Annotated in this window: 20 protein-coding genes, 1 tRNA gene and 3 other RNA genes; 12 read left to right on the top strand and 12 right to left on the bottom strand. The window is 40.9% G+C overall.

Annotation, left to right across the window (positions count from 1 at the left end; all coding sequences use genetic code 11):
* Window positions 1-668: 668 nt before the first annotated feature.
* Window positions 669-854, bottom strand: a complete 186-nt coding sequence (locus ACOQOE_RS02055) for a hypothetical protein (RefSeq protein WP_067866780.1) — start codon at window positions 852-854, stop codon at window positions 669-671.
* 527 nt (window positions 855-1,381) lie between these two features.
* Between ACOQOE_RS02055 and ACOQOE_RS02050 the strand changes: the two genes are divergently transcribed.
* Complete coding sequence (locus tag ACOQOE_RS02050) at window positions 1,382-2,272, top strand: hypothetical protein (RefSeq protein ID WP_420554790.1); 891 nt, start codon at window positions 1,382-1,384, stop codon at window positions 2,270-2,272.
* 227 nt (window positions 2,273-2,499) lie between these two features.
* Here the strand turns inward: ACOQOE_RS02050 and ACOQOE_RS02045 are convergent, their stop codons facing one another.
* From ACOQOE_RS02045 to ACOQOE_RS02025, 5 genes are all read right to left on the bottom strand, one after another.
* The gene (locus tag ACOQOE_RS02045; protein ID WP_067866783.1) at window positions 2,500-2,796 is read right to left on the bottom strand and encodes a DUF1840 domain-containing protein; all 297 of its coding nucleotides are present in this window, start codon (window positions 2,794-2,796) and stop codon (window positions 2,500-2,502) included.
* 365 nt (window positions 2,797-3,161) lie between these two features.
* A complete protein-coding gene (locus tag ACOQOE_RS02040; protein WP_420554789.1) occupies window positions 3,162-4,721 on the bottom strand; it encodes a Fic family protein in 1,560 nt (519 codons plus the stop codon).
* Window positions 4,722-5,300: 579 nt separating this feature from the next.
* A non-coding RNA gene (locus ACOQOE_RS02035) (RtT sRNA) lies at window positions 5,301-5,419 on the bottom strand.
* Window positions 5,420-5,465: 46 nt separating this feature from the next.
* A non-coding RNA gene (locus ACOQOE_RS02030) (RtT sRNA) lies at window positions 5,466-5,584 on the bottom strand.
* A 48-nt stretch (window positions 5,585-5,632) separates the two neighbouring features.
* Window positions 5,633-5,751: non-coding RNA, RtT sRNA (locus tag ACOQOE_RS02025), on the bottom strand.
* A gap of 210 nt (window positions 5,752-5,961) precedes the next feature.
* Here ACOQOE_RS02025 and ACOQOE_RS02020 point away from each other — a divergent pair.
* The 9 genes from ACOQOE_RS02020 to ACOQOE_RS01980 all read left to right on the top strand — a co-directional run bounded on the left by ACOQOE_RS02020 (window position 5,962) and on the right by ACOQOE_RS01980 (window position 12,955).
* The gene (locus tag ACOQOE_RS02020; RefSeq protein WP_420554788.1) at window positions 5,962-7,164 is read left to right on the top strand and encodes a tyrosine-type recombinase/integrase; all 1,203 of its coding nucleotides are present in this window, start codon (window positions 5,962-5,964) and stop codon (window positions 7,162-7,164) included.
* Window positions 7,161-7,886 carry a hypothetical protein gene (locus ACOQOE_RS02015; protein WP_420554787.1) on the top strand — a complete coding sequence of 242 codons (726 nt, stop codon included), beginning with the start codon at window positions 7,161-7,163 and terminating at the stop codon, window positions 7,884-7,886. Before ACOQOE_RS02020 ends, ACOQOE_RS02015 begins: the two co-directional genes overlap by 4 nt.
* Window positions 7,887-8,008: 122 nt before the next feature.
* Window positions 8,009-8,209, top strand: coding sequence for a helix-turn-helix transcriptional regulator (locus ACOQOE_RS02010; protein WP_420554786.1), 201 nt, complete (start codon window positions 8,009-8,011; stop codon window positions 8,207-8,209).
* A complete protein-coding gene (locus tag ACOQOE_RS02005) occupies window positions 8,206-8,505 on the top strand; it encodes a helix-turn-helix domain-containing protein (protein WP_420554785.1) in 300 nt (99 codons plus the stop codon). The genes ACOQOE_RS02010 and ACOQOE_RS02005 overlap by 4 nt, the downstream gene beginning before the upstream one ends.
* Window positions 8,506-8,520: 15 nt before the next feature.
* Window positions 8,521-9,522, top strand: coding sequence for an AAA family ATPase (locus ACOQOE_RS02000; RefSeq protein WP_420554784.1), 1,002 nt, complete (start codon window positions 8,521-8,523; stop codon window positions 9,520-9,522).
* Between the two features lie 312 nt (window positions 9,523-9,834).
* The gene (locus ACOQOE_RS01995; protein ID WP_420554783.1) at window positions 9,835-10,110 is read left to right on the top strand and encodes a hypothetical protein; all 276 of its coding nucleotides are present in this window, start codon (window positions 9,835-9,837) and stop codon (window positions 10,108-10,110) included.
* A 277-nt stretch (window positions 10,111-10,387) separates the two neighbouring features.
* Window positions 10,388-10,795 carry a hypothetical protein gene (locus ACOQOE_RS01990; protein ID WP_420554782.1) on the top strand — a complete coding sequence of 136 codons (408 nt, stop codon included), beginning with the start codon at window positions 10,388-10,390 and terminating at the stop codon, window positions 10,793-10,795.
* Window positions 10,796-11,219: 424 nt separating this feature from the next.
* Entirely contained in the window at window positions 11,220-11,849 is a 630-nt protein-coding gene (locus ACOQOE_RS01985; protein WP_420554781.1) for a hypothetical protein, read from the top strand.
* A gap of 65 nt (window positions 11,850-11,914) precedes the next feature.
* Complete coding sequence (locus tag ACOQOE_RS01980) at window positions 11,915-12,955, top strand: IS481 family transposase (RefSeq protein WP_420553798.1); 1,041 nt, start codon at window positions 11,915-11,917, stop codon at window positions 12,953-12,955.
* A gap of 430 nt (window positions 12,956-13,385) precedes the next feature.
* Here the strand turns inward: ACOQOE_RS01980 and ACOQOE_RS01975 are convergent, their stop codons facing one another.
* The 4 genes from ACOQOE_RS01975 to ACOQOE_RS01960 all read right to left on the bottom strand — a co-directional run bounded on the left by ACOQOE_RS01975 (window position 13,386) and on the right by ACOQOE_RS01960 (window position 15,386).
* Window positions 13,386-14,192 carry a leucine-rich repeat domain-containing protein gene (locus ACOQOE_RS01975; RefSeq protein ID WP_420554780.1) on the bottom strand — a complete coding sequence of 269 codons (807 nt, stop codon included), beginning with the start codon at window positions 14,190-14,192 and terminating at the stop codon, window positions 13,386-13,388.
* A gap of 64 nt (window positions 14,193-14,256) precedes the next feature.
* The gene (locus ACOQOE_RS01970; RefSeq protein ID WP_420554779.1) at window positions 14,257-14,565 is read right to left on the bottom strand and encodes a hypothetical protein; all 309 of its coding nucleotides are present in this window, start codon (window positions 14,563-14,565) and stop codon (window positions 14,257-14,259) included.
* Window positions 14,566-14,622: 57 nt separating this feature from the next.
* Window positions 14,623-14,967 carry a hypothetical protein gene (locus ACOQOE_RS01965; protein ID WP_420554778.1) on the bottom strand — a complete coding sequence of 115 codons (345 nt, stop codon included), beginning with the start codon at window positions 14,965-14,967 and terminating at the stop codon, window positions 14,623-14,625.
* 65 nt (window positions 14,968-15,032) lie between these two features.
* On the bottom strand, window positions 15,033-15,386 hold the full coding sequence (locus ACOQOE_RS01960; protein ID WP_420554777.1) for a hypothetical protein: 354 nt from the start codon (window positions 15,384-15,386) through the stop codon (window positions 15,033-15,035).
* 199 nt (window positions 15,387-15,585) lie between these two features.
* Between ACOQOE_RS01960 and ACOQOE_RS01955 the strand changes: the two genes are divergently transcribed.
* Complete coding sequence (locus tag ACOQOE_RS01955) at window positions 15,586-16,377, top strand: leucine-rich repeat domain-containing protein (protein WP_420554776.1); 792 nt, start codon at window positions 15,586-15,588, stop codon at window positions 16,375-16,377.
* A gap of 203 nt (window positions 16,378-16,580) precedes the next feature.
* Here the strand turns inward: ACOQOE_RS01955 and ACOQOE_RS01950 are convergent.
* Window positions 16,581-16,657, bottom strand: a tRNA-Arg gene (locus ACOQOE_RS01950).
* 639 nt (window positions 16,658-17,296) lie between these two features.
* On the opposite strand from ACOQOE_RS01950, the gene ACOQOE_RS01945 reads away from it, so the two are divergent.
* Entirely contained in the window at window positions 17,297-17,716 is a 420-nt protein-coding gene (locus tag ACOQOE_RS01945) for a c-type cytochrome (RefSeq protein WP_067869781.1), read from the top strand.
* Window positions 17,717-17,783: 67 nt separating this feature from the next.
* Here the strand turns inward: ACOQOE_RS01945 and rep are convergent, their stop codons facing one another.
* Window positions 17,784-19,796: a DNA helicase Rep gene (gene rep / locus ACOQOE_RS01940; protein ID WP_420554775.1), complete on the bottom strand. Its 2,013-nt coding sequence runs from the start codon at window positions 19,794-19,796 to the stop codon at window positions 17,784-17,786.
* Window positions 19,797-20,005: the final 209 nt, after the last annotated feature.

The following is a 20,005-nucleotide window of genomic DNA, read 5'->3' as shown; positions in this document are numbered from 1 at the left end:
ATAATGGCCACAAGAATGTGACTACCAAACATGAAAATAACGTTGTTAATAAACCTGCGTAAAATCCCGCATAAATCGTAACCCCGATCACAGCAGGATAAAATGTTAGCCAAGTAAGTTCCGACTCCAGCCCTTGTAAAGGCCATGCTCTTATACCAGCGGCTAAACTAACAATGAAAAATGCCGTGATAAACGCCTTAATGACCCTAGATCCTTTTTCCGTAATGACATTCATGTATTACCGTTGGCCATATGTAGCTGCTGTTTCCAGTTCCAACGGAGCATCAGTAAAGAGAGAAATCAAAATGCTAATTTACGCGGTTTACGGAGGTTATAGAATCGTTCGAGGCCTATTCATTATTGTTTCGCTTATTAGGCGTACTCCAAGACTCTAACGTCCAAACTCCCACATCAAGCATTCCACACCTGAATAAGCCTAGCAGACTTCAACAGAAATGAAATTACAGTGCAAACTAAAACGACAATCCCAGCAGCACTTTATACTAATGCGCTTACTTAGCATGATATATGTGAAGGCCTATGTAGCCCCTTTACATAAATTATTTGCAACCCTAAAGAAAAAGTAGAAACCCTAATTCAGTTACTCCCTGCCAAAACAGGCATCAAGCAACCTTATTAAATATGATAAGGGCTAATTAGACAGTAGATCATGCCGCACACTCCGGCGCATTTACTTGCTGCCATAGAGAATTCATAGCATTCCAATACCAATTATTAAGGGAGATAATCTCCTCTATAGACTCACAAGTCGATAGAATTTCATGATGTGTTTCAGTGAGCGAATGGGTCCGCTCTATTAGTTCGTTCAAACTCATAGAAGTAGGTATGCTCATGTTTTAAGCTCCTCACAGCTGAACTGTGAAAGTTTATTAAGTAAAACCTTTGCTGCTGCTCATATCTCCAGCGATTCTCGTCTTCAAAAGCGCAATCCTGTATAGATATAAACAACTAACTACTCTTCTATGTTTTTATCTTTATCAAATTTACTATCTAGCTCTTATTATAAGGACTTAGCGGCAGGCAACCAGAGATCAATCTCTCTGTTTGTACTGACGTAATACTCTCTAACCCCTAACAGCCTGTATATAAAGCAACCAACTAACAACGAAAAGTCATCATATTTTTGTGCAATGCAGCATAACAATTAATATGGCCAAAGGGATTGAATTCAAGGGCGCCTATGCAAATAGATGTAAAAATCACAAAAAACAATAACTGCACCGCACAAAATATCTATTTTCAGAATAATATTTAAGATCGTTTGGGTAATGAACAATATTAGAGCACCATTAAAACGATGAAGAACCTAAAGTGCGATATGATATGAGCGCATAAACAGGATTCAAGGATGTATCTCAGTATGAGCAAAACACTTTCAACATCGGCACTTGCCAAAAACAGAGCCATCTCAGGTAAAGAACTATTTGCACAATTAGAGGCATGCGGCTTCATTCAACGTAAAGACAACGAATGGAAGCTACTCCCTGCCGGAGAGAATGCAGGCGGCCAATATATTAATCACCCAAAGTACGGCAAGTACATTACTTGGCCCGAAGATCTATCACTCGAAAGCTCATCTTCAGACCCAACAAATTCAAGTTCAGAAAAGCTTGTTACGGCTACGGTGATCGGTAAAACCTTCAACCTGTCAGCAAATCGAATGAATTCAATCCTGTCAGAACTGGGCTGGATAGATAAAGCACTCAAAGGCTGGACCATCACCTCTTCCGGCAAAGCCTCTGGTGGTGAACAAAAAGAGGATTTCCGTTCCGGTATCCCTTATGTTGTTTGGCCTAATTCCATCACTGAAAACAAAGCGTTAAAAACCACCATCAGCGAAGTCCAAGGTGAAGCGGCATCCGAAGAAGCAAAACAAGAAACGAGTGATGACTCAAACTTCCGTGACAAATTTGAAGCAAAACTTCGTACTACCGATGGACATTACGTTCGCTCCAAAGCAGAAATGCTAATAGATAATTGGTTATACATGGCTGAAATAGTTCATGCCTATGAGCGAAAACTACCTATTGAAGAGGAGGTCTACTGCGACTTCTACATCCCTACAGGCAAGGTCTACATCGAGTACTGGGGCTACGAAAACGATTCAAAATATCTACACAGAAAAGCACAGAAGCAGGAAATTTATAAACAATACGGCTTTAAGTTAATCGAACTTGAAGATAAGGACGTTCAGAACTTAGATGATGTTCTGCCTCGTATGCTATTGAAGCATGGGGTGCAGTCATATTAATTGCTTGGTATTTGACGTTGTGGCCAAAGCATAGGAGATTATCTAAAAGCAGATAAAACAAAGGGGAACTGTATGGTTACCACTTCCCCTTGTCGTTTTGGATATAGGTGAGAATGAGGGCGGTATCTATTTCTCGGATACTAAGAACAAAAAGACCGATACTTAGTTGATGTTTTCACCTCCACCCTTAAGCCTCACTAAAGGCTTAAAGTAATCCAGCGCTGTAACTATTTCCACATAACGTCTGATTTGTCCTTCGCAGCAGCAGTAAGAAGCTCAATTAGCGGAAGTGCACGATTGGTGATACTCACCTCTGCCTCCTCAGTATCCTCGTCCATCACGGGCGACTGGTTTTTATCCGCATCAATTGCAGCGGATAACTTGCTCAGTGCTTCAGGCACATCTTCGGCCAGAATTGCGCCAGGTACGGTAGCGCTATGTCCCATCATTTTCAGCATGGAAAGACCTACATCACCAAACATCGTAATACTGCTATATGCATCGGTTGAAAATGTTATCAGCATAGGGAGTTCCTTGAGTTCATTAACCTCGAATACTGAGTGAAATATAGCAGATAGAACAGACATCTACATTGTTACAAATATCTGTGGACCAACAGGTTGTTCGCTGCTCGACAAATATGGGGGAATAGAAAAAACTATGCACGAAAGAAGCTCTCGATACATGGCTAGCAGGAATTAGCTCACGCACCACCCATTGAGGCCAACTTTGCACTGATATTGTGGCCACACCTATTGGAAAACTAATCATACGATTAAACAAACAAAGGGGAACCAGCATGATTACTGGTTCCCCTTCTTTATTATTCATTAGACTAAGCAATGGGCTCGCAACCCGTTCTTCGGCAGGTGGAACATAGGTTTCAAAACTACCCTCTCTGCATCAATTCCTGTACATCAACTTCAAACTTTTCTCTAACTTCATTGATAAATTCACTAGAAATATCTTCTACTTCGAGAAGGACTCCCGGCCCTAAGAACTGACTTACAAAATCTTGTTTTGCTTTTGATACCACTCCAGCGCCGTTAATGATGATAGAAACGATTGTATCCAGCTTATCATTCGGAACATCGCTTCTATCATTAATCGCCCCTTTAATCTTATCAAATACTAGAAGCAAACAAATTTCCTCAACCAACTCTGTAGATATAGCCGCATTCATCATGTCGTACACAAAGACAACATGTTCCGTATAGTCCGGATAGCGGTACATATAATCTATATCATTATGAATAATCGCTTGATTATCGTTATCTGCATCCAATTCATAATCCAACATGGACATAATAGGTCGAGAAATAGTCTCGAGAACTCGATCATACTCAATCGAGTTTTTAAGAATTGCAGCTGAAATCGGAATAATAAACTCATGTCTTAGCTCCCTCTGCTTCATTACATCATGAATAAGGTACCTGTGAGTCCTTCCGTTACCGTCCACTAATGGATGGATATACACCTCTCCAAACGAAATTACTGTCGCATGCATTAACGAAGGCAGGCTAGCGTCTAACATTAGTTTTTCATGCGTAGCAAACAAGCCATCCATCATACTAGATACATGTTTAGCCAACGGTCCGATGTAATGTACATCTTCATCTAATCCACCTAAACGCTGGATAGTTGCACCGGCATAAATTTCATTCTGCCTATAGTCATCAGACTTTTTACTCTCTTCAACTATCTGGTTTTGAATATCAATCAACTTTTCTTTAGTTAACTCGAATAAGCCAGCATTTTTTATTGTATTTAAGAAACGCTTCATTTTCTGCTTAGTTGGCGTTTCTTTTTCAATTTCAGTAGATGACTTAGATTCTTTTGTATACAGGTAATTGATGGATCGTCCAATGACATCTGCCTTTAAGTCAGCTCCTATATTCTGCATTTCTGCATACGCTGTTTCATAAACATTCGTCTGTTCAATCTCAAGAATACGAGAAGTTTTCCTTATAGTCGGGCAAAACTCTCTTGTACCTAGGGCATTATTTATAACTCGTGTTCGTTTATCTTTTTCTCCATCTTGTAAAGTGTAGTAATAACGATCATCAAAGAGCTGAATATAATTCCCTGATCTAACATCATCAATGTCTAGTAGCTCACCTGTAAGCCACTCATACAAATACCAGATAACACGATTATAGATAGATGTAGGTTTACTTTTTATAAACAGTGCAAGTTCTGCTGTATTTACATGTTTAAATACAGCAGCAAAGTAATGTAAGCGGATTCCTTGGTGCTTTATTGCCAAAACCATATGCTCATATGGAGAATCGACAACCTTCCATGTGCCTGGAATTATTTTACGAACAGAGGCTCCGTACTGCTTGATACATTCCTTATCTGCTTTCAGGTCTTGATAGACCTCAGCCCCTAATTTTGGAAGTACTAGTTTGTAGTACAGATTGAGGTAGCTGTATCCTACTGCCTTCATTGAACTAATGACCTTTTGACATATCCATTTAAGTACTTATACTGTAGAACTCTTGTTACCCTTCCACTCTTTTACTAAAAAGCTTGAGCTAAAGGTACCGTTTACTAAGTCGATAGAGTCTATAGTCAGTCGGCTTATGCAGAATAGAATACTTCAAGCCGCTTTATAAATCTCTAAAAAGACTTAGAAATCCCAAGAAAGACTTAGAAATCCCAAGAAAGACTTAGAAATCCCAAGAAAGACTTAGAAATCCCAAGAAAGACTTAGAAATCCCAAGAAAGACTTAGAAATCCCAAGAAAGACTTAGAAATCCCAAGAAAGACTTAGAAATTCTAAGAAAGACTTAATATAATCAAGCACACTAAACTTGAATAGCTCTTTAAAAGCCATAGAATCAGAACAGTTTTTAAAACTACCTAAACACAAACCTCTATCACACTTGTCGCCCTTCGCCACTGAGAAGGGATCTAAAGACTCCCACACCGGCACTGTGACCAATACACAATTACGCCCAAAAAAACGGTTCTTGAGTGCGCCTTTGGCTCGGATGGATAACCAATAACTCAACAAAAACACACATAAAGAAAAAAGAGGGATTATTCGCTGCGCTCACCCTGCGGGCCGTCGCAAGCTCCGTTGTCTCGCTTCGCTCGGCTCGAACCCATCGGGGGTTCTCACCCTCCAGTTTGGTGCACTGAATTTCGGTGAGGAGGAAACTGAAAGATGTGGAGACATATAAAAAAGTGGCGCGCCTGGAGGGATTATTCGCTGCGCTCACCCTGCGGGCCGTCGCAAGCTCCGTTGTCTCGCTTCGCTCGGCTCGAACCCATCGGGGATTCTCGCCCTCCAGTTTGGTGCACTGAATTTCGGTGAGGAGGAAACATCAAAGATGTGAAGACATATAAAAAAAGTGGCGCGCCTGGAGGGATTATTCGCTGCGCTCACCCTTCGGGCCGTCGCAAGCTCCGTTGTCTCGCTTCGCTCGGCTCGAACCCATCGGGGGTTCTCACCCTCCAGTTTGGTGCACTGAATTTCGGTGAGGAGGAAACTGAAAGATGTGGAGACATATAAAAAAGTGGCGCGCCTGGAGAAAGTCAAACCAATATCCTTAACTATCCAAAATCGACCTACAAACCCCTATATTACAGCACATTCAATCTTCTTCAGTCCAATAGAAACCTAACAAATCCAGATCAATTTAGGGTATTATTTAGGGTATCAGACTCTACAGGACACACCCATGCAAAGAAAGCTGACAGATGCCAAGGTCAAACACTTAAAACCTAAAGATAGAGGCTATAAGACAGCAGACGGCGGTGGTCTTTACGTGTTCACTAACACCAAAGGAACCAAGTCTTTTCGTTACGACTTCAAGCATCAAGACAAGTACGCCACTATCACACTTGGGCAGTACCCCAACTTATCTCTCTCAGAGGCCCGTAAGCTTCACGAGAAGGCATACAACGAAGTCCTAAACAACATAGACCCAAGAGCACAAAAAGACGCTGAGAAACTCTTAGAGAAGCCCTTCAGCTTCTATGCACAAGAGATGATGTCAACACAGGATCTTAGACCTACAACGGCAAAAAAGAAGTTAGCTAAAATGGAACGGCACTTATTCAAACCACTTGATACCAAGCCAGTTCACCTGATAACGGCCGTTGATTTACTTAACTTATTAAAGCCCATTGCTGATAAAGGAAAACGAGAAACCACCAAAGATTTAGCTACGTACTGCCGCCAAACATTCAACTACCTATTAAGCCTCCAACTAATAGAGAACAACCCTGCTGCCACAATTGCTGAACTACTACCCAAACCAAAGAAATCAGCCAACTTCGCACACATAACAAACCCAAAAGAACTTGCTAAGTTACTACGTGGCATAGACACCTATGAAGGTGACATATCAATCAAACAGGCTCTGCAATTAATGCCCCTTGTCATGCTACGTCCCTATAACATACGCTTTATGAAATGGGAGTACGTAGATATAGAAAACAGGCTTATAACAATCCCTGCTGACGAGATGAAGATGGAGAGAGAACATAAAATTCCACTATCAAACCAAGCGATAGATATATTGAATCAAGCCAGTTATCTTTCAAAAAAAAATGAATATGTTTTTCTCTCCGCTTATGGTTTGAGAACCGGTAAACCAATGAGTGAAAACACTCTTAACCAAGCCGTTATCCGCATTAAAGATGAGCAAACAGGCGAGCCTATCGGCAGAGGAATAATGACCTCTCATGGCTTTAGGCATACCGCCTCAACCATGCTTAATGAGTTAGGTTACAATTCTGATGCCATAGAGCTACAACTTGCACACGCATCTAAGGACCGTATTAGAGCCACTTACAACAAAGCCGAACTCTTGCCAGAGAGAACTACAATGATGCAAGAATGGGCTGACTATTTGGATGAGCTGAAAGGACAAACATGAAACTTAGGGACCTGATAAAAATAAATGACGCAACGATCAAGCATGGCGTTGCTATCAACGATATTCTCTTTGATGCGCTAGACGGAAATCTGACCTTGTTAACTGTATCAAAAAAGGAATACCGAGAGTGCCTAATCCCTTGTATTGATAAAGGCACCCATGAGGCCAACGGTTCTTATATCCATCAATTCGAGCCTCTATTCGACCACAAAGAGCTTATCGATATACAGATAGGTCAAATTCTTGCCATCCCTGAAAAACAGATAAAAGAGCTAACGGTAAATCAACAATTCTCAGAGGTTGAGCTATACAAACCTCTCGCTACCGCACGAGAAGATCTTGTAATGGACTTCTGGAAAAGTGAGCGTGAAGTTTTTGACTTCCAAAAAGGCTTTCCACGATACCCTGAGATCACATTAGACGATGTTTATGTTTTGGATAGGGAGCTTCTCCTACAAGTTGAAAAGACAGAAGTCACTGATGTAACGCCGAGCAATACTGAAACAGCATCCAGAACTTCGCTAAAAGTAATTGGTCTCTTAATGCACCATCTAGCAAAGAGCCCAAGATACGCTTCAGGAACATCCCCTAATAAAAGCCAGATAAAAGAACTGCTCATAGATCTAGCAGAAGAGCTAGACGTTAACAATTACGGTTTAAGCAAGGTAGATGAGCGCCTTCTAGCAGATGCCATGAACTACTTGGAAGACCAAAAGAACTAGCTGCACAAATCCCCACCTGGGGAATCCTCTTCCCCCACCTGTGAGGGAGGGAAAGTCGAAAAACCTTGTAATCAGCACTCACCCCGGAAACGGGAAATAAAATGATTACAAGGTATTTAAAGATGACACACAAACTTATCAAATTAAAAGATGTGCTAGCCATTACAGGGCTATCCAGATCTCACATCTACGCCCTTGCTCAGCAGGAACGCTTCCCTAAACCAGTCAAGCTAACAGAGCGTTCTAGCGCCTGGGTCGAGTCTGAAGTCCAGGAGTGGATAGACACTCGTATTGCTCAACGTGATATAGGGGCATCTGTATGACTCTTTTCAGAACGAACTGGGTGCGTAGCTTATCTTCTAAACGGTACACCCAAGCTGAACTAGTACTAGCAATACTTCAAATAAAAGGCCCGACAACTACAGATCAGTTTCGCTCTCTAGGGGTTAAGTCACCTAGCGCAGTAATCTACCGGCTAAGAAAGTTAGGGTACCGCATTGGAAGTAGATATGTTGAAAGAAGAAGCCTAGAGGACCCGAACCGGGTTAAACAAGCTGAATATAAGCTGTCCTATACCGGCACAGCAAGTAATTCACTTCCATTTTTTTATCAACGGTAATCAGGAAAACAAACTATGAATAAATTTACTGATTACAACTTAATAAAATTAGACGAGTTATACAGCCAACCATTAGAGATTGATTGGCTGGTAGAAGACTACATACCTTCAGATTCGATAGGAATGTTATTTGGTGCTTCTGGGTCGGGAAAGTCTCATATCGCTTTAAGTCTAGCAGTCTCTATAGCTAACGGGACTAAGTGGTTTGATCAAAGAACTAAAGAAGGCGACGTATTAATACTTGCAGGTGAAGGCAATAACGGCCTTCAGAGAAGACTCAAAGCTATTGAGGCAGAGCATGAAACAACCATTAACCCGGAAAGGATTTTCTTTTCAGAGAGACCTATAGGACTGGATACTGATGAAGGCTTTGATGATGCCGTTACCGCCATAGACAACTTGGGCAGAGATCTTGATCTGATAGTTATTGATACATTGTCACGCCACTTGTTAAAGAGTGCTGAGAACAGCAATGACGACATGGCTCAGTTTATCAATAGACTTGAACAACTTAGGCATAGGTATGAATGCACTGTTTTGGTTGTTCACCATACCGGAAAGTCTAGCCAGCAAGGAGCCAGAGGGGCTTCAGCCTTAAAAGCTAATATCGACTTTAGCTTTGCAGTACAAAAGGGCGACAACAAAATATGCAGGTTGACCTGTGATAAACAAAAAGATGCTGATGACGACCTACCAGCTAAACACTTTCTAATTAAAGGAGTTGAACTAGGGGAAACAGATACCAATGGGAACGCTATTACGGGAGCTTGTATAGTTGAAGCTAATGACATGCCCAGTATTAGTATGACCAAAGGTATCGATTACGAGCAATTAGCAATTGATACTTTTAATCCAGAAAAGCCCTTATGGCAGGAAGCATTTGTTGAGGCCTGTGAAGACAAGTCAAAGGCTGACTCGAAAAAGAAGCGCTTTAGAGGAGTTATTGATGGGCTACTTGGAGCCGGCAAGATATCAGTCACTGATGATGAGTGTTATGTAATTGACTCAGATTCATAGATGCCAAGACGGACAGACGGATACCCCCTAGGGAAAATCCGTCCGCTGAGAAATAGGCATTCGAACGGTGATAAACGGTCAAATATCGGTAAATAGCACCGCCAATACGGCTGGATCAGCAAAACTGCTCAGAAGAAGGGACTAAATCGTAGGTTCCTTGGCGACTACATCCTAGGTAATATCGAAGCAACAGCTGCTTTTAACGACGCTGTTGATGAAATTAATGAGCCAGTCTGAAAATTTTGGTTTTAGACAAAAACGCTTCAAAGTAACATTTCTCAATTGAAGTATTTTTTTAATAAAAGGTAAATAATGAAGAAATTAATTTTATTAATAGCAGTTTCAGCAACTTCAGCAGTTTCAGCAACAGAATTCCAATGTTCTGCTAGATACTCTTGGCCAATTGGAAGAGGTGAGGATAATACGGTCTATTTAGATAGCGCAGGTAAACCGTATTATTATAGAGATGAGAAAAAAACTCCATTAATACATATGGTGAAAACAAAATACGGCAAAATAAAACATCATTATTTTGAGGATGAAATAAATGGCATTACAATAAAAGCTTGCAATGAAGTTAAATATTAACCCGACCTACAAATGTTTTAAGTCTAACGCCTGAAAGCACAGCTATAGATAGCCGTCTACATCTAGGAAACTAGGACGTTGCTACTTTGCCGTAATAGCCATTCCAATATAAATGCCATGGAGCTCTTAGGGTAAATCCGTCCGCATATCGTGGAGAGGGGTGGATTTGCCCATAAAACACCTTTTGTAAAGCTATTCTCTATCGCCGAGAGGTGCCTAGTAAGCCAGGAGCGATTCAGTTAACATTGAATTTTTATCAACTGGAAAAGGATAATCCATGTTTGGTTTTGGAAAGAACAAGCAAAAACAAAAAGATGATAAATTCCTACGTGAATTAGCTGAACTCACCTCTAGTTTCGCCTATAACGCCGATTTTCTCGATGACCAACAAGTACGCGAAATTATGGAAACAGTTACTGCAGTTTACCTTGAAAGAGATCCAGAAGAAGCAAATTATCAAACAGCTGATTTCTTCTTTAATTCCTTGATCGGTAATATCGCGAGCAATACGATTAACGACCAACTCGATCCACACTTGTCATTACAAATGTGGAGACGGACTGATAAATATTTACTGACATTTCCCTCTAAAAATACGGATATAGCTCAGATCGGCATGCAAAATTGGAAAGGAATTTTAATAAATAGGGGAATCGACCCAATGAACTTTGAGGTTCTTTTCTAGTTTAGGCCAAGACTGGAAGTTTCCAGTTTGTCTGGATAGCCCGTCAAATCAGATCTGTTAACAATAGAAAAAACAGAACTATTTTTTATAGTATTTCAAGGCGATGGCTCTGCGCTAGTTATGCTTTCCACTACTGACGTAGTGTCATCATCTATCACGCTTTGCCTTTTTAACTCATTGCGTTACAGCAGTCACTGCGTTCCTCCTTCACTTATGGTTAACGGCACACGTGAAAGATGACCGCGATGGTGAGGAAATTGGGTGTAGTGGAGTGCTAATAGTTAAATTGAGAGGATTCGAGGACTCTACCGAATTGCAAATTGTTGGAGTTGTATAAAGTCATGATTGTCTTCATGTTATAATCACCATTAATATGGATTGTACGTTACTCTAGCTACTACTGCTTTAAATAAGGAAGTTTACAATGAAATTTAAGTTATTAAGTAGTCTCTCAGTTTTTCTACTAGCAGGGTGCGCTGGGAAGGCGATGACATATCAGCATTATTTCGAAATTGGCAAATATGCCAATTACATGGATGAGTGCTCTAAGAAGGGGTATATTGATCACCAGGTGTATGCAAAGTCTCAAAATGCTTTGGGTGATTTATTAAGTAGAAGAAATGTCGATTACGAAAAATTAAATAGAGTGGCAAACGCATCATTATCAAGCATTGTTGCAACTGAATCTACCTGTTTGGACGTACAACTAGAGAGCTACAAGCTAATTACTAAAGCTGAAACACTTAGAGAAAATCAGCAAAGCTCAAGAGAAGCTGTAGCTAGAGCAACGAGAAATTTAAACTCATTGAATAATTCGCTGAATAGCTATTCACGAAGTATGATGGATAGTGCAAACTCTATTAACAATCAAAGCTATAACTACAATACAGATCCGTATGGGCGTAGTAGTTCCAGCAGAAACAATAGTAATAGAAGCAGTTCAGGTCTCTATAATTACTACAACATCAATGGAAATACAGTTACAGGCGATGATGGGACAAACTGCTTTGTAGTGGGTGAATTAGCTCAGACTAGATCTGACACATCATCTTGAAAAAGAGAGAGTTACCCGTTTTGATAAAGGTGTCGAATCTTAAATCAAAACAAAAGGTAACTCTCATGATCCATACTAACAATCCAATCATTAAACACAAAGCTGGCTTGCTGAATTTGGCAGAAGAGCTTGGGAATGTGTCCAAAGCATGCAAAGTCATGGGCGTATCACGAGATACGTTTTATCGTTATCAGGAACTTGTTGAAGAAGGTGGTATCGATAGCCTGATCAACAAAAGCCGTAGAGCACCGAATCCCAAGAACAGAGTGGATGAAGCAACAGAACAAGCTGTCGTTGCTTATGCCATTGAACAACCCGCTCATGGTCAGCACCGTACCAGTAATGAACTACGTAAGTCGGGTGTCTTTGTATCAGGTAGTGGCGTCCGTTCAATTTGGGTTCGACATAATCTTGAGAACTTTAAAAAGAGACTGAAAGCTTTAGAAGATAAAGTTGCTAACGACGGCATCATCCTGAGCGATGCTCAGGTTGCAGCGCTTGAGAAAAAGAAATCTGATGATGAAGCATGCGGTGAAATTGAGACGATACACCCAGGTTATCTGGGGTCTCAGGACACCTTTTACGTAGGTAACCTGAAAGGCGTTGGCCGTATATACCAACAGACCTTTGTGGATACTTACAGCAAAATCGCTTTCTGTAAGCTCTATACCACTAAAACACCGATTACTGCTGCAGATACACTCAACGATAAGGTATTACCGTTCTTTGAAGAACAGGAGCTTCCTATGCTGCGTATTCTTACAGACCGAGGAACTGAATACTGTGGTCGGGTCGATCAGCATGATTACCAGCTTTATCTTGCTATAAACGATATTGATCACACCAAAACTAAAGCGATGTCCCCACAAACAAATGGTATATGTGAACGCTTTCATAAAACGATCTTGAATGAGTTCTATCAAGTAACTTTCCGTAAAAAGCTCTACGAATCACTTGAGGAACTACAAAAAGATCTGGACGGCTGGATGGAATACTACAACAATGAACGAACTCATCAGGGCAAGGTATGTTGCGGTAGAACGCCAATGGAAACGTTGCTTGATGGTAAACGGGTCTGGGCCGAGAAGAATTTAGCCCAGATCTAAACTGACAGACACCAGATAAAAAACGGGTAACTGTCAGATCAAGTCTGAGCTACTACAAGTGGGTAATGTAGTTAACTGTCAGTAGTGAATTTTTCTTAAGTGGGTGCCCTCTCATACAAAAGCAATAACGTACATGGCTATACAGTCCAAGTTCGCGTTACGTTTTTGTTTTTTGGTATGAGAGTAGTACTCATATTGCTGATAACAATGTTATAAACAAGCCCCCCCCGAGTGCTTGTTATGTCACTCTGCTAGCAAATCTACTGACGCCCTTCGGTTGTCGGATACCTTCACAAACACAGTTTTCAACTGCGCTTATAAAGGCATCTCAAAAGGCAGCGGAACCTATACTCTAGATGTTGATAAATAGCTTGCGTTACGTACAAAGACATACATGTTTATCCTTGGCTACATAAAAGGAATTTAGCCTTTAGAGGGTTTCTAATTGTTCCCTAGTTTTATCATCAAGGTTCGGCAACACAAATACCCCTTCCGGCAAACAGGTGAATCTATTACCTTTTAAGCTAAGCGTTACCAAATTCTGCAATCTATGAATCTCACTTGGTAGGGTTTTCAAATTATTTTTTATTAAATCCAGCCACATCAAACTCTCTAATTCACCAACACTAGTAGATAAACTAGTTAACCGATTAGACCCCAACAATAAAAAATTAAGGCCACTTAACTCAAAAATCACCTCTGGAATCTCTGTTAACTTATTATTTCTTAGATCAAGCCATATTAGGTTCTTCAGCTGCCCTATCTCTTCTGGTATGTGTCTGAGTCCACATCCAGCAACCCTAAGCTCTGCAAGCCCTTTTAACTTAAAAATCTGATTAGGAATTTCCGCAAACCTATTACCTGAGAGTTCTAACTTTTTTAGGTTAGTTAGCTGACATAGCTCATCTGGCAAGCTGGTAAGCTCACCTCCTATCAAACAGAGGGTATCAAGTTGCTTTAACTGACCTATCTCGCTAGGCAAAGAGGCTAGCGACTTGGAGAATACATGAAGTTCTTTTAGAGATGTTAAACAACCTATTTCAGGGGGTAAGCATGTAAGGTTCTCACATTTTATTCTAAGAGAGTCTAGACTTCTTAACTTGTCGTAATCTCTTGGCAAACCACTCCAATATCCCTCATTAGTTGATACCAAGTCAGGTATCTCATTGTCGATGGCCCAACTAATAATGCGCTGCAACTCACTATTTAGCTTTTTATCCCCTTCTTGGTAACACATCGTAACTCCATTCACGACAACCCGCAGAAGTAATCTAGGCACTCTGATTACTAATATAGGAATCTTATTTTTCGCTTACACTGGCATCTGTAGTGCCATTCATTCTATTTCTCATCAATACAACTGATACCGTCTCCCCATTAACTTTCATATCAAAATGAGCTGCATCATCGTATATGCGCACACCTCGGTCTCTTGCAAATTTTTCTGCTGCTTCCCAATAAATTGGCGTACTAATCCATTCCCTGCCTAGCTGAGCATTAGCAACATATGCCCTATGAATGGCATCTTTAACCATTGCTTCTCTTCGAGGCTTCCCCGTTAAAAGCCTCCATACAACCCATACAACAATAACCCCGATAATCCATTCCATAATTTATTTTCCCTTCTTATCAGAACGCTCGTAGTTAGAAAAACAAGTATCTTTAAATTAATAGGATTGACTGGCGTCAATTATTGCTCGGTTTCCAAGAGGTTCACGATTCACTCTAACCTCATACTCCACACTCTTTATACAGGCCATAAACGTCACCATCTCACCTTGGATGTTTATAATCTTGTCGATTCCTTGCGCATAAGCGATTACTTCACTGTATGGAATTTCAACGCAATAGCCTCCAGAGTTGAGGTTGGCAATTTGAGCAATAGCCCCCTCTATTTTTGAATGTTTTGTATAGAATTTTATGAATAAATAAATTCCAAGGCCTACCAAAGACAGCCCTGAAGTAGGAATCAGAAAAATTAGAGAAAGGATAATTACTATAGCTGTAAACATTGGAGATCCATTATGCCTAATGTAAACAATGACAGTAGGGCTCTCTATAGAAGCCCTCTCGTTACTTAAAATTTTAACTCATAAGAAGGGTGCTTAGACGGGTCATAATTCCCAGACTCCATATCTCTAACGATACTCCTATGCACTTCTGCGTTTTCTACAGAGATGACTGTTGTACCATTTCTGGGATTTCTCAAGAATCTAACATGCACTTCCTCGGAATCAAGGTGAGTAAAAAAATCCACATCAATATCGTTATCTTCATAAAACTCAGAAAACTGACTACGACTTTTCGCAAATTTAAACGCACTATTCCAAGCTATTTGAGTTTTATTAAAGCCTTTTACGCTATAAGATTTTTTTATGGCTGCTTCTATATCGCCGGAACTATCGCCAAATAGTTTACTGAACAATCCCATATTTTTGCTCCTAAATCCTTTTGCTGTCCTGATCAGTTAACCATAAAATGAAGGGATAGCACACTAGGTTGAAAAAATTAATTCGATACAAGCGACAGAAGGGATGCTGTAAAAAATGCTTTAACCCTTCGTGATAAGATATTGAATGTTGATGTAAATTGGAAACTATCTTCATCATTCAAAGACAGGGAGTAGTCATATGAGCAAAATTAAATACATTCGTAATCCTGAAGTCTTCATGCTGGAACAGGGTGAATGTGAACAGCTTAAGGCTCTGGATCTCGCTGCGTGTGAACTAGAGGCTATCCCGAACAAGATTAAAGACTTTAAGAATATTAGAGACATCAATATCTCTAACAATCTGCTTTCTGATTTACCCTTCAACAACATGCCAACAGAAAAGCTTCTTAAGCTTACAGCTACTAACAATAGGCTTAAGAATCTATCTTCAGGAATCAGTAGGTTAAAAAAGCTCAGGTTCCTATACCTTGGAAAAAATATGCTTGAAGAGTTCCCGGTAGAAATAACAGAGCTACCAAACCTTCGTAAACTTTTCTTTCACGACAATTTTATTACAAGACTGCCTAGTGAGATTGGTAACTTAAAACAACTCAGAGTGCTGGTTTTGTGCGATAACAAGCCCCTAGTTGAACTGCCTGAAGAAATAGTAAAACTAAACAAGCTTCAAGTATTGGACCTAAGAGATACCAAAATATCAAAGCTCCCTGAAGGGCTTTCTGAGTTGACGGGGCTAAAGACATTAAAGCTATCCAGTAGGTACTTTGAACCATCTGAGCTGGAAGAAATTAAAAGCTGGTTTCCTGAAGGCGTAGTGACTGTAGATCAATATGTTCAGTTAGATAAGCTGCCTAACCACTCTCAAAAGTTCCTTGATGCCCTCGATGATGATGACGAGTTTAAAGTAACGATGCAAAGACTGCTTGACTGGTCCTCTGAGCCTTCAAAAAAAGGATATAGCAGAGATCTATGAGCTTGGGTGGAACAAACCTGACGAAGCTAGACAGCAAGCTACACAGAGCAAGATTGAGCCCAAACTAATATTAAAGCCAACATACCCAACAAGGAAGCTTCTAAACTTTGAGCACCTATTTTAGACTAGGGTATATTTTAGGGTATTTTAAAATTAAAATTTGAAATTTATTATTAAAAATCAATAAGATAAACAATAAAAAGTGGCGCGCCTGGAGGGATTCGAACCCCCGACCAACAGGATCGGAACCTGCTACTCTATCCAGCTGAGCTACAGGCGCACTCAAGAAGTATTTGCGGGGCGTATTCTACCGATGCGCTGCTTATTCGCCAAGGTTTTTTCAGTTCAATTTGCTTGTGCTTTGTTAGAGGAGCGACAATATAGGCTTTTTAGTTCTTCTTCGAGGTCCCCTTGCATAATGACCTCCCATTGTTTTTTGTCTTCTTTATACGCTAAAAACGCGTGGCAATTACAACATCTGTAGATTTTTTGATTAGGGATAGAGCTTAAAAGTGTTAGCTTGGCTGTTTGACTTGGTTCACCTTCCAACGTTCGGCAAACACAATTTTCATACATTCCGTTGCTGGTCATTCATCACACCGCTATTTATTTCTAGACCTTAGTATTAAAGTACTTGTACTCCTTTAGTTTAATAAAATCTATTTTTTTATCAATTCAGCCTTAAATTTCTGGTTTATTGCTTTTTAACTATAAAAAATTGCCCTAAATCAGCAGATTGCTGTGCTCTCCTGCCAAAGCCCCATTTCAGTTGTGTTTATTTATCGTTATAATCCGCAGCCGGTGAAACTTTGAGCAGTCGAGTCTGAATTCCCGCCCCAGAGCAACATTTGTTGCGGCTAGGCATCCTGACAGATCGCGCTGCCCATATTAATTTGTGATTTATTGAGAGGTCGTGACTGTGAAAAAAATCACTTCAGCATTGGTTGCTCTAGGTTTGGGGGTTGCATTAAGCACATCCGTACAAGCAACATCTAACAGCGATGAAGCTGTAGCAGAACGCATTAAAGCTGTCGGTTCTGTTTGTATAGAGGGCGATGATAGTTGTGGCGGCGCTGCAGCTGTAGCAGCACCTGTTGCTGCACGTAGTGGTGAAAAAGTGTACGCAACTAAGTGTGCAGCTTGCCATGATGCGGGCGTTGCAGGTGCACCGAAATTTGGAACTTCTGAGTGGGCAGACCGTGGTGCTAAAGGTATTGACGCTCTACTTGCTTCAGCGATTAATGGCTTAAATGCTATGCCACCACGTGGCTTGTGTGCTGATTGTTCTGATGATGAGCTAAAAGGTGCGATTCAGCATATGATGGATAGCGCTCAGTAATTAAGCGCCGTTCTGATATAAAAAAAGCCGCATAAGCGGCTTTTTTTATCTTTGTCTTATAACAAATCTAGTCAAACATATTTTTTAAACTATTCAGCGTAGCTTGGCCCCGTTTCTGATTTTGCACGGGGCACTTCTCTCCCGCTCCCTCTATCTCTAAATCTTCAGGCGGTAGTTCATCTAAAAAGCGACTTGGTAGGCAGTCCAACACTTCACCATATTGCTTACGTTGCTTCGCTAAGGTAATGGTCAAACAGCGTTTCGCCCGCGTAATACCTACGTAGGCTAAGCGTCGCTCCTCTTCGATATTATCGGTTTCTATACTGTTCCTATGGGGAAGTAGCTCCTCTTCCATACCCATAAGAAATACATGAGGAAATTCGAGTCCTTTAGACGCGTGCAGGGTCATTAACTGGACACGATTTGAATCATCTTCCTCCTCTTGCCGATCCAGCATGTCGATCAATATTAAGCGGTTAATCGCCTCCTGAATGCCCGCGTCAGGTTCATCTTCCTGCAATCGTTCCATTGTTGACTTAAGTGAGTCCATTAAGAAATGTACATTCTGCATTCGCTTTTCGGCCATGGCATCACTTGAGCTGTTTTGTGCAATCCAGCCTTCGTAATCAATATCGCGCATCATTTCATAGATCGCGGCAATAGGGTCACCCTGATGGCATTGACGGTAGATATGTTGCATCCAGCTACAGAAACGGCGCAAGCGCTCTAAAGCATTGGCAGGCATCACTTGCTCTAAACCAAGCTCTTCGCAGGCGTTAAACATGCTGATTTGGCGTTCAACCGAGTACTGCCCTAGCTTTTGTAGCGTGCTCGGACCAATCTCTCGGCGCGGCAGATTGATAATACGTAGAAAAGCGTTGTCATCATCAGGATTAACCAGCACCTTTAGGTAGCTCATTAGATCTTTAATTTCTGCACGAGCAAAAAATGAGGTCCCCCCGTTGAGTTTGTAGGGCACTTGATAATGCTGCAGCTTCATCTCCAATAACCGCGCTTGGAAATTACCGCGATAGAGAATAGCCATATCCTTAAACTGGATATTATTCCGCAGGTGCAGATCTAAGGTTTCTGTAGCGATTCGATCGCATTCCGCATCTTCATTTCGGGTGTGTATCACCCTTATAGGATCTCCCATACCCATATCACTCCACAGTGTTTTTTCATACACGTGAGGGTTATTGGCGATCAATGTATTAGCGGCTTTAAGAATACGGCTAGTGGAACGGTAGTTTTGTTCAAGTTTAACGACTTTTAAACTTGGGTAATCTTTCTCAAGCTGCACTAAGTTCTCAGGCCGCGCGCCACGCCAAGCATAGATAGATTGGTCATCATCCCCTACAACCGTTAACGCTCCTCGATGCCCAACTAAGAGTTTTACTAAGCGATATTGAGAAAGGTTAGTATCTTGGTACTCATCCACCAGCAAATAACGTAACCGGTTTTGCCAACGTTCTAGGACTTTCGGGTGCTCTTCAAACAGGCGAACAGGAACAAGAATTAGATCATCAAAGTCTACTGCGTTATAAGCGCGCAAGTGTTGCTCGTATTGCTCATAGGCACGGGCACATAAAATATCTTGCGGTAATTGTGCTGATGCCAAGGCTTGAGCTGGCGTTAGCATCTCGTTCTTCCAACTGGATATCTGATTTCGGACTATATCAACCTGATCACTTTCTTCGTTGTTCTGTAGCATCAGATCTTTTAACAGGGCTTTTGTATCTTGATCATCAAAAATAGAGAAGCCCGACTTAAAACCAAGGTGCTTGTGCTCACGTTTAATAATCGTAAGACCTAAGTTATGAAAGGTAGCAACGGTTAATCCTTTACCTGCGGGATTCCCCTCTAATAATGCGTTAACACGCTCTTTCATCTCCCGTGATGCTTTATTAGTAAATGTAACTGCGGCAATATTTCGCCCAGCAATACCACAAGCATTGATCAAATAGGCGATCTTACGTGTGATTACACTGGTTTTACCGGAACCAGCACCTGCAAGTACCAATAATGGACCGCCAATATAGTCCACTGCTTCTTTCTGTCGTGGATTTAAACGAGACATTCTTTAAAAAACCTTCAAAAACAGCTAAAGCTTAAGAACACTCAGCCGAAACACAAAGGATGCGACTGGGGTAACACCAACTATAAAATTCAGATAACCCTTTGATATATAAAAATAAAACAAGTGTTTGAATAATTCTTGTAGAGTGTTAATCTGAGTAAAGTAATACTTAATGGTAATTATGACACGAAAATTTTACAGGGAGACAT

The sequence above is a fragment of the Neptuniibacter marinus genome, from assembly GCF_965223595.1.
GTDB lineage: Bacteria > Pseudomonadota > Gammaproteobacteria > Pseudomonadales > Balneatricaceae > Neptuniibacter > Neptuniibacter marinus.
Note: the sequence above shows the minus strand (reverse complement) of the source record. Positions and strands in the feature narration are given on the sequence as shown.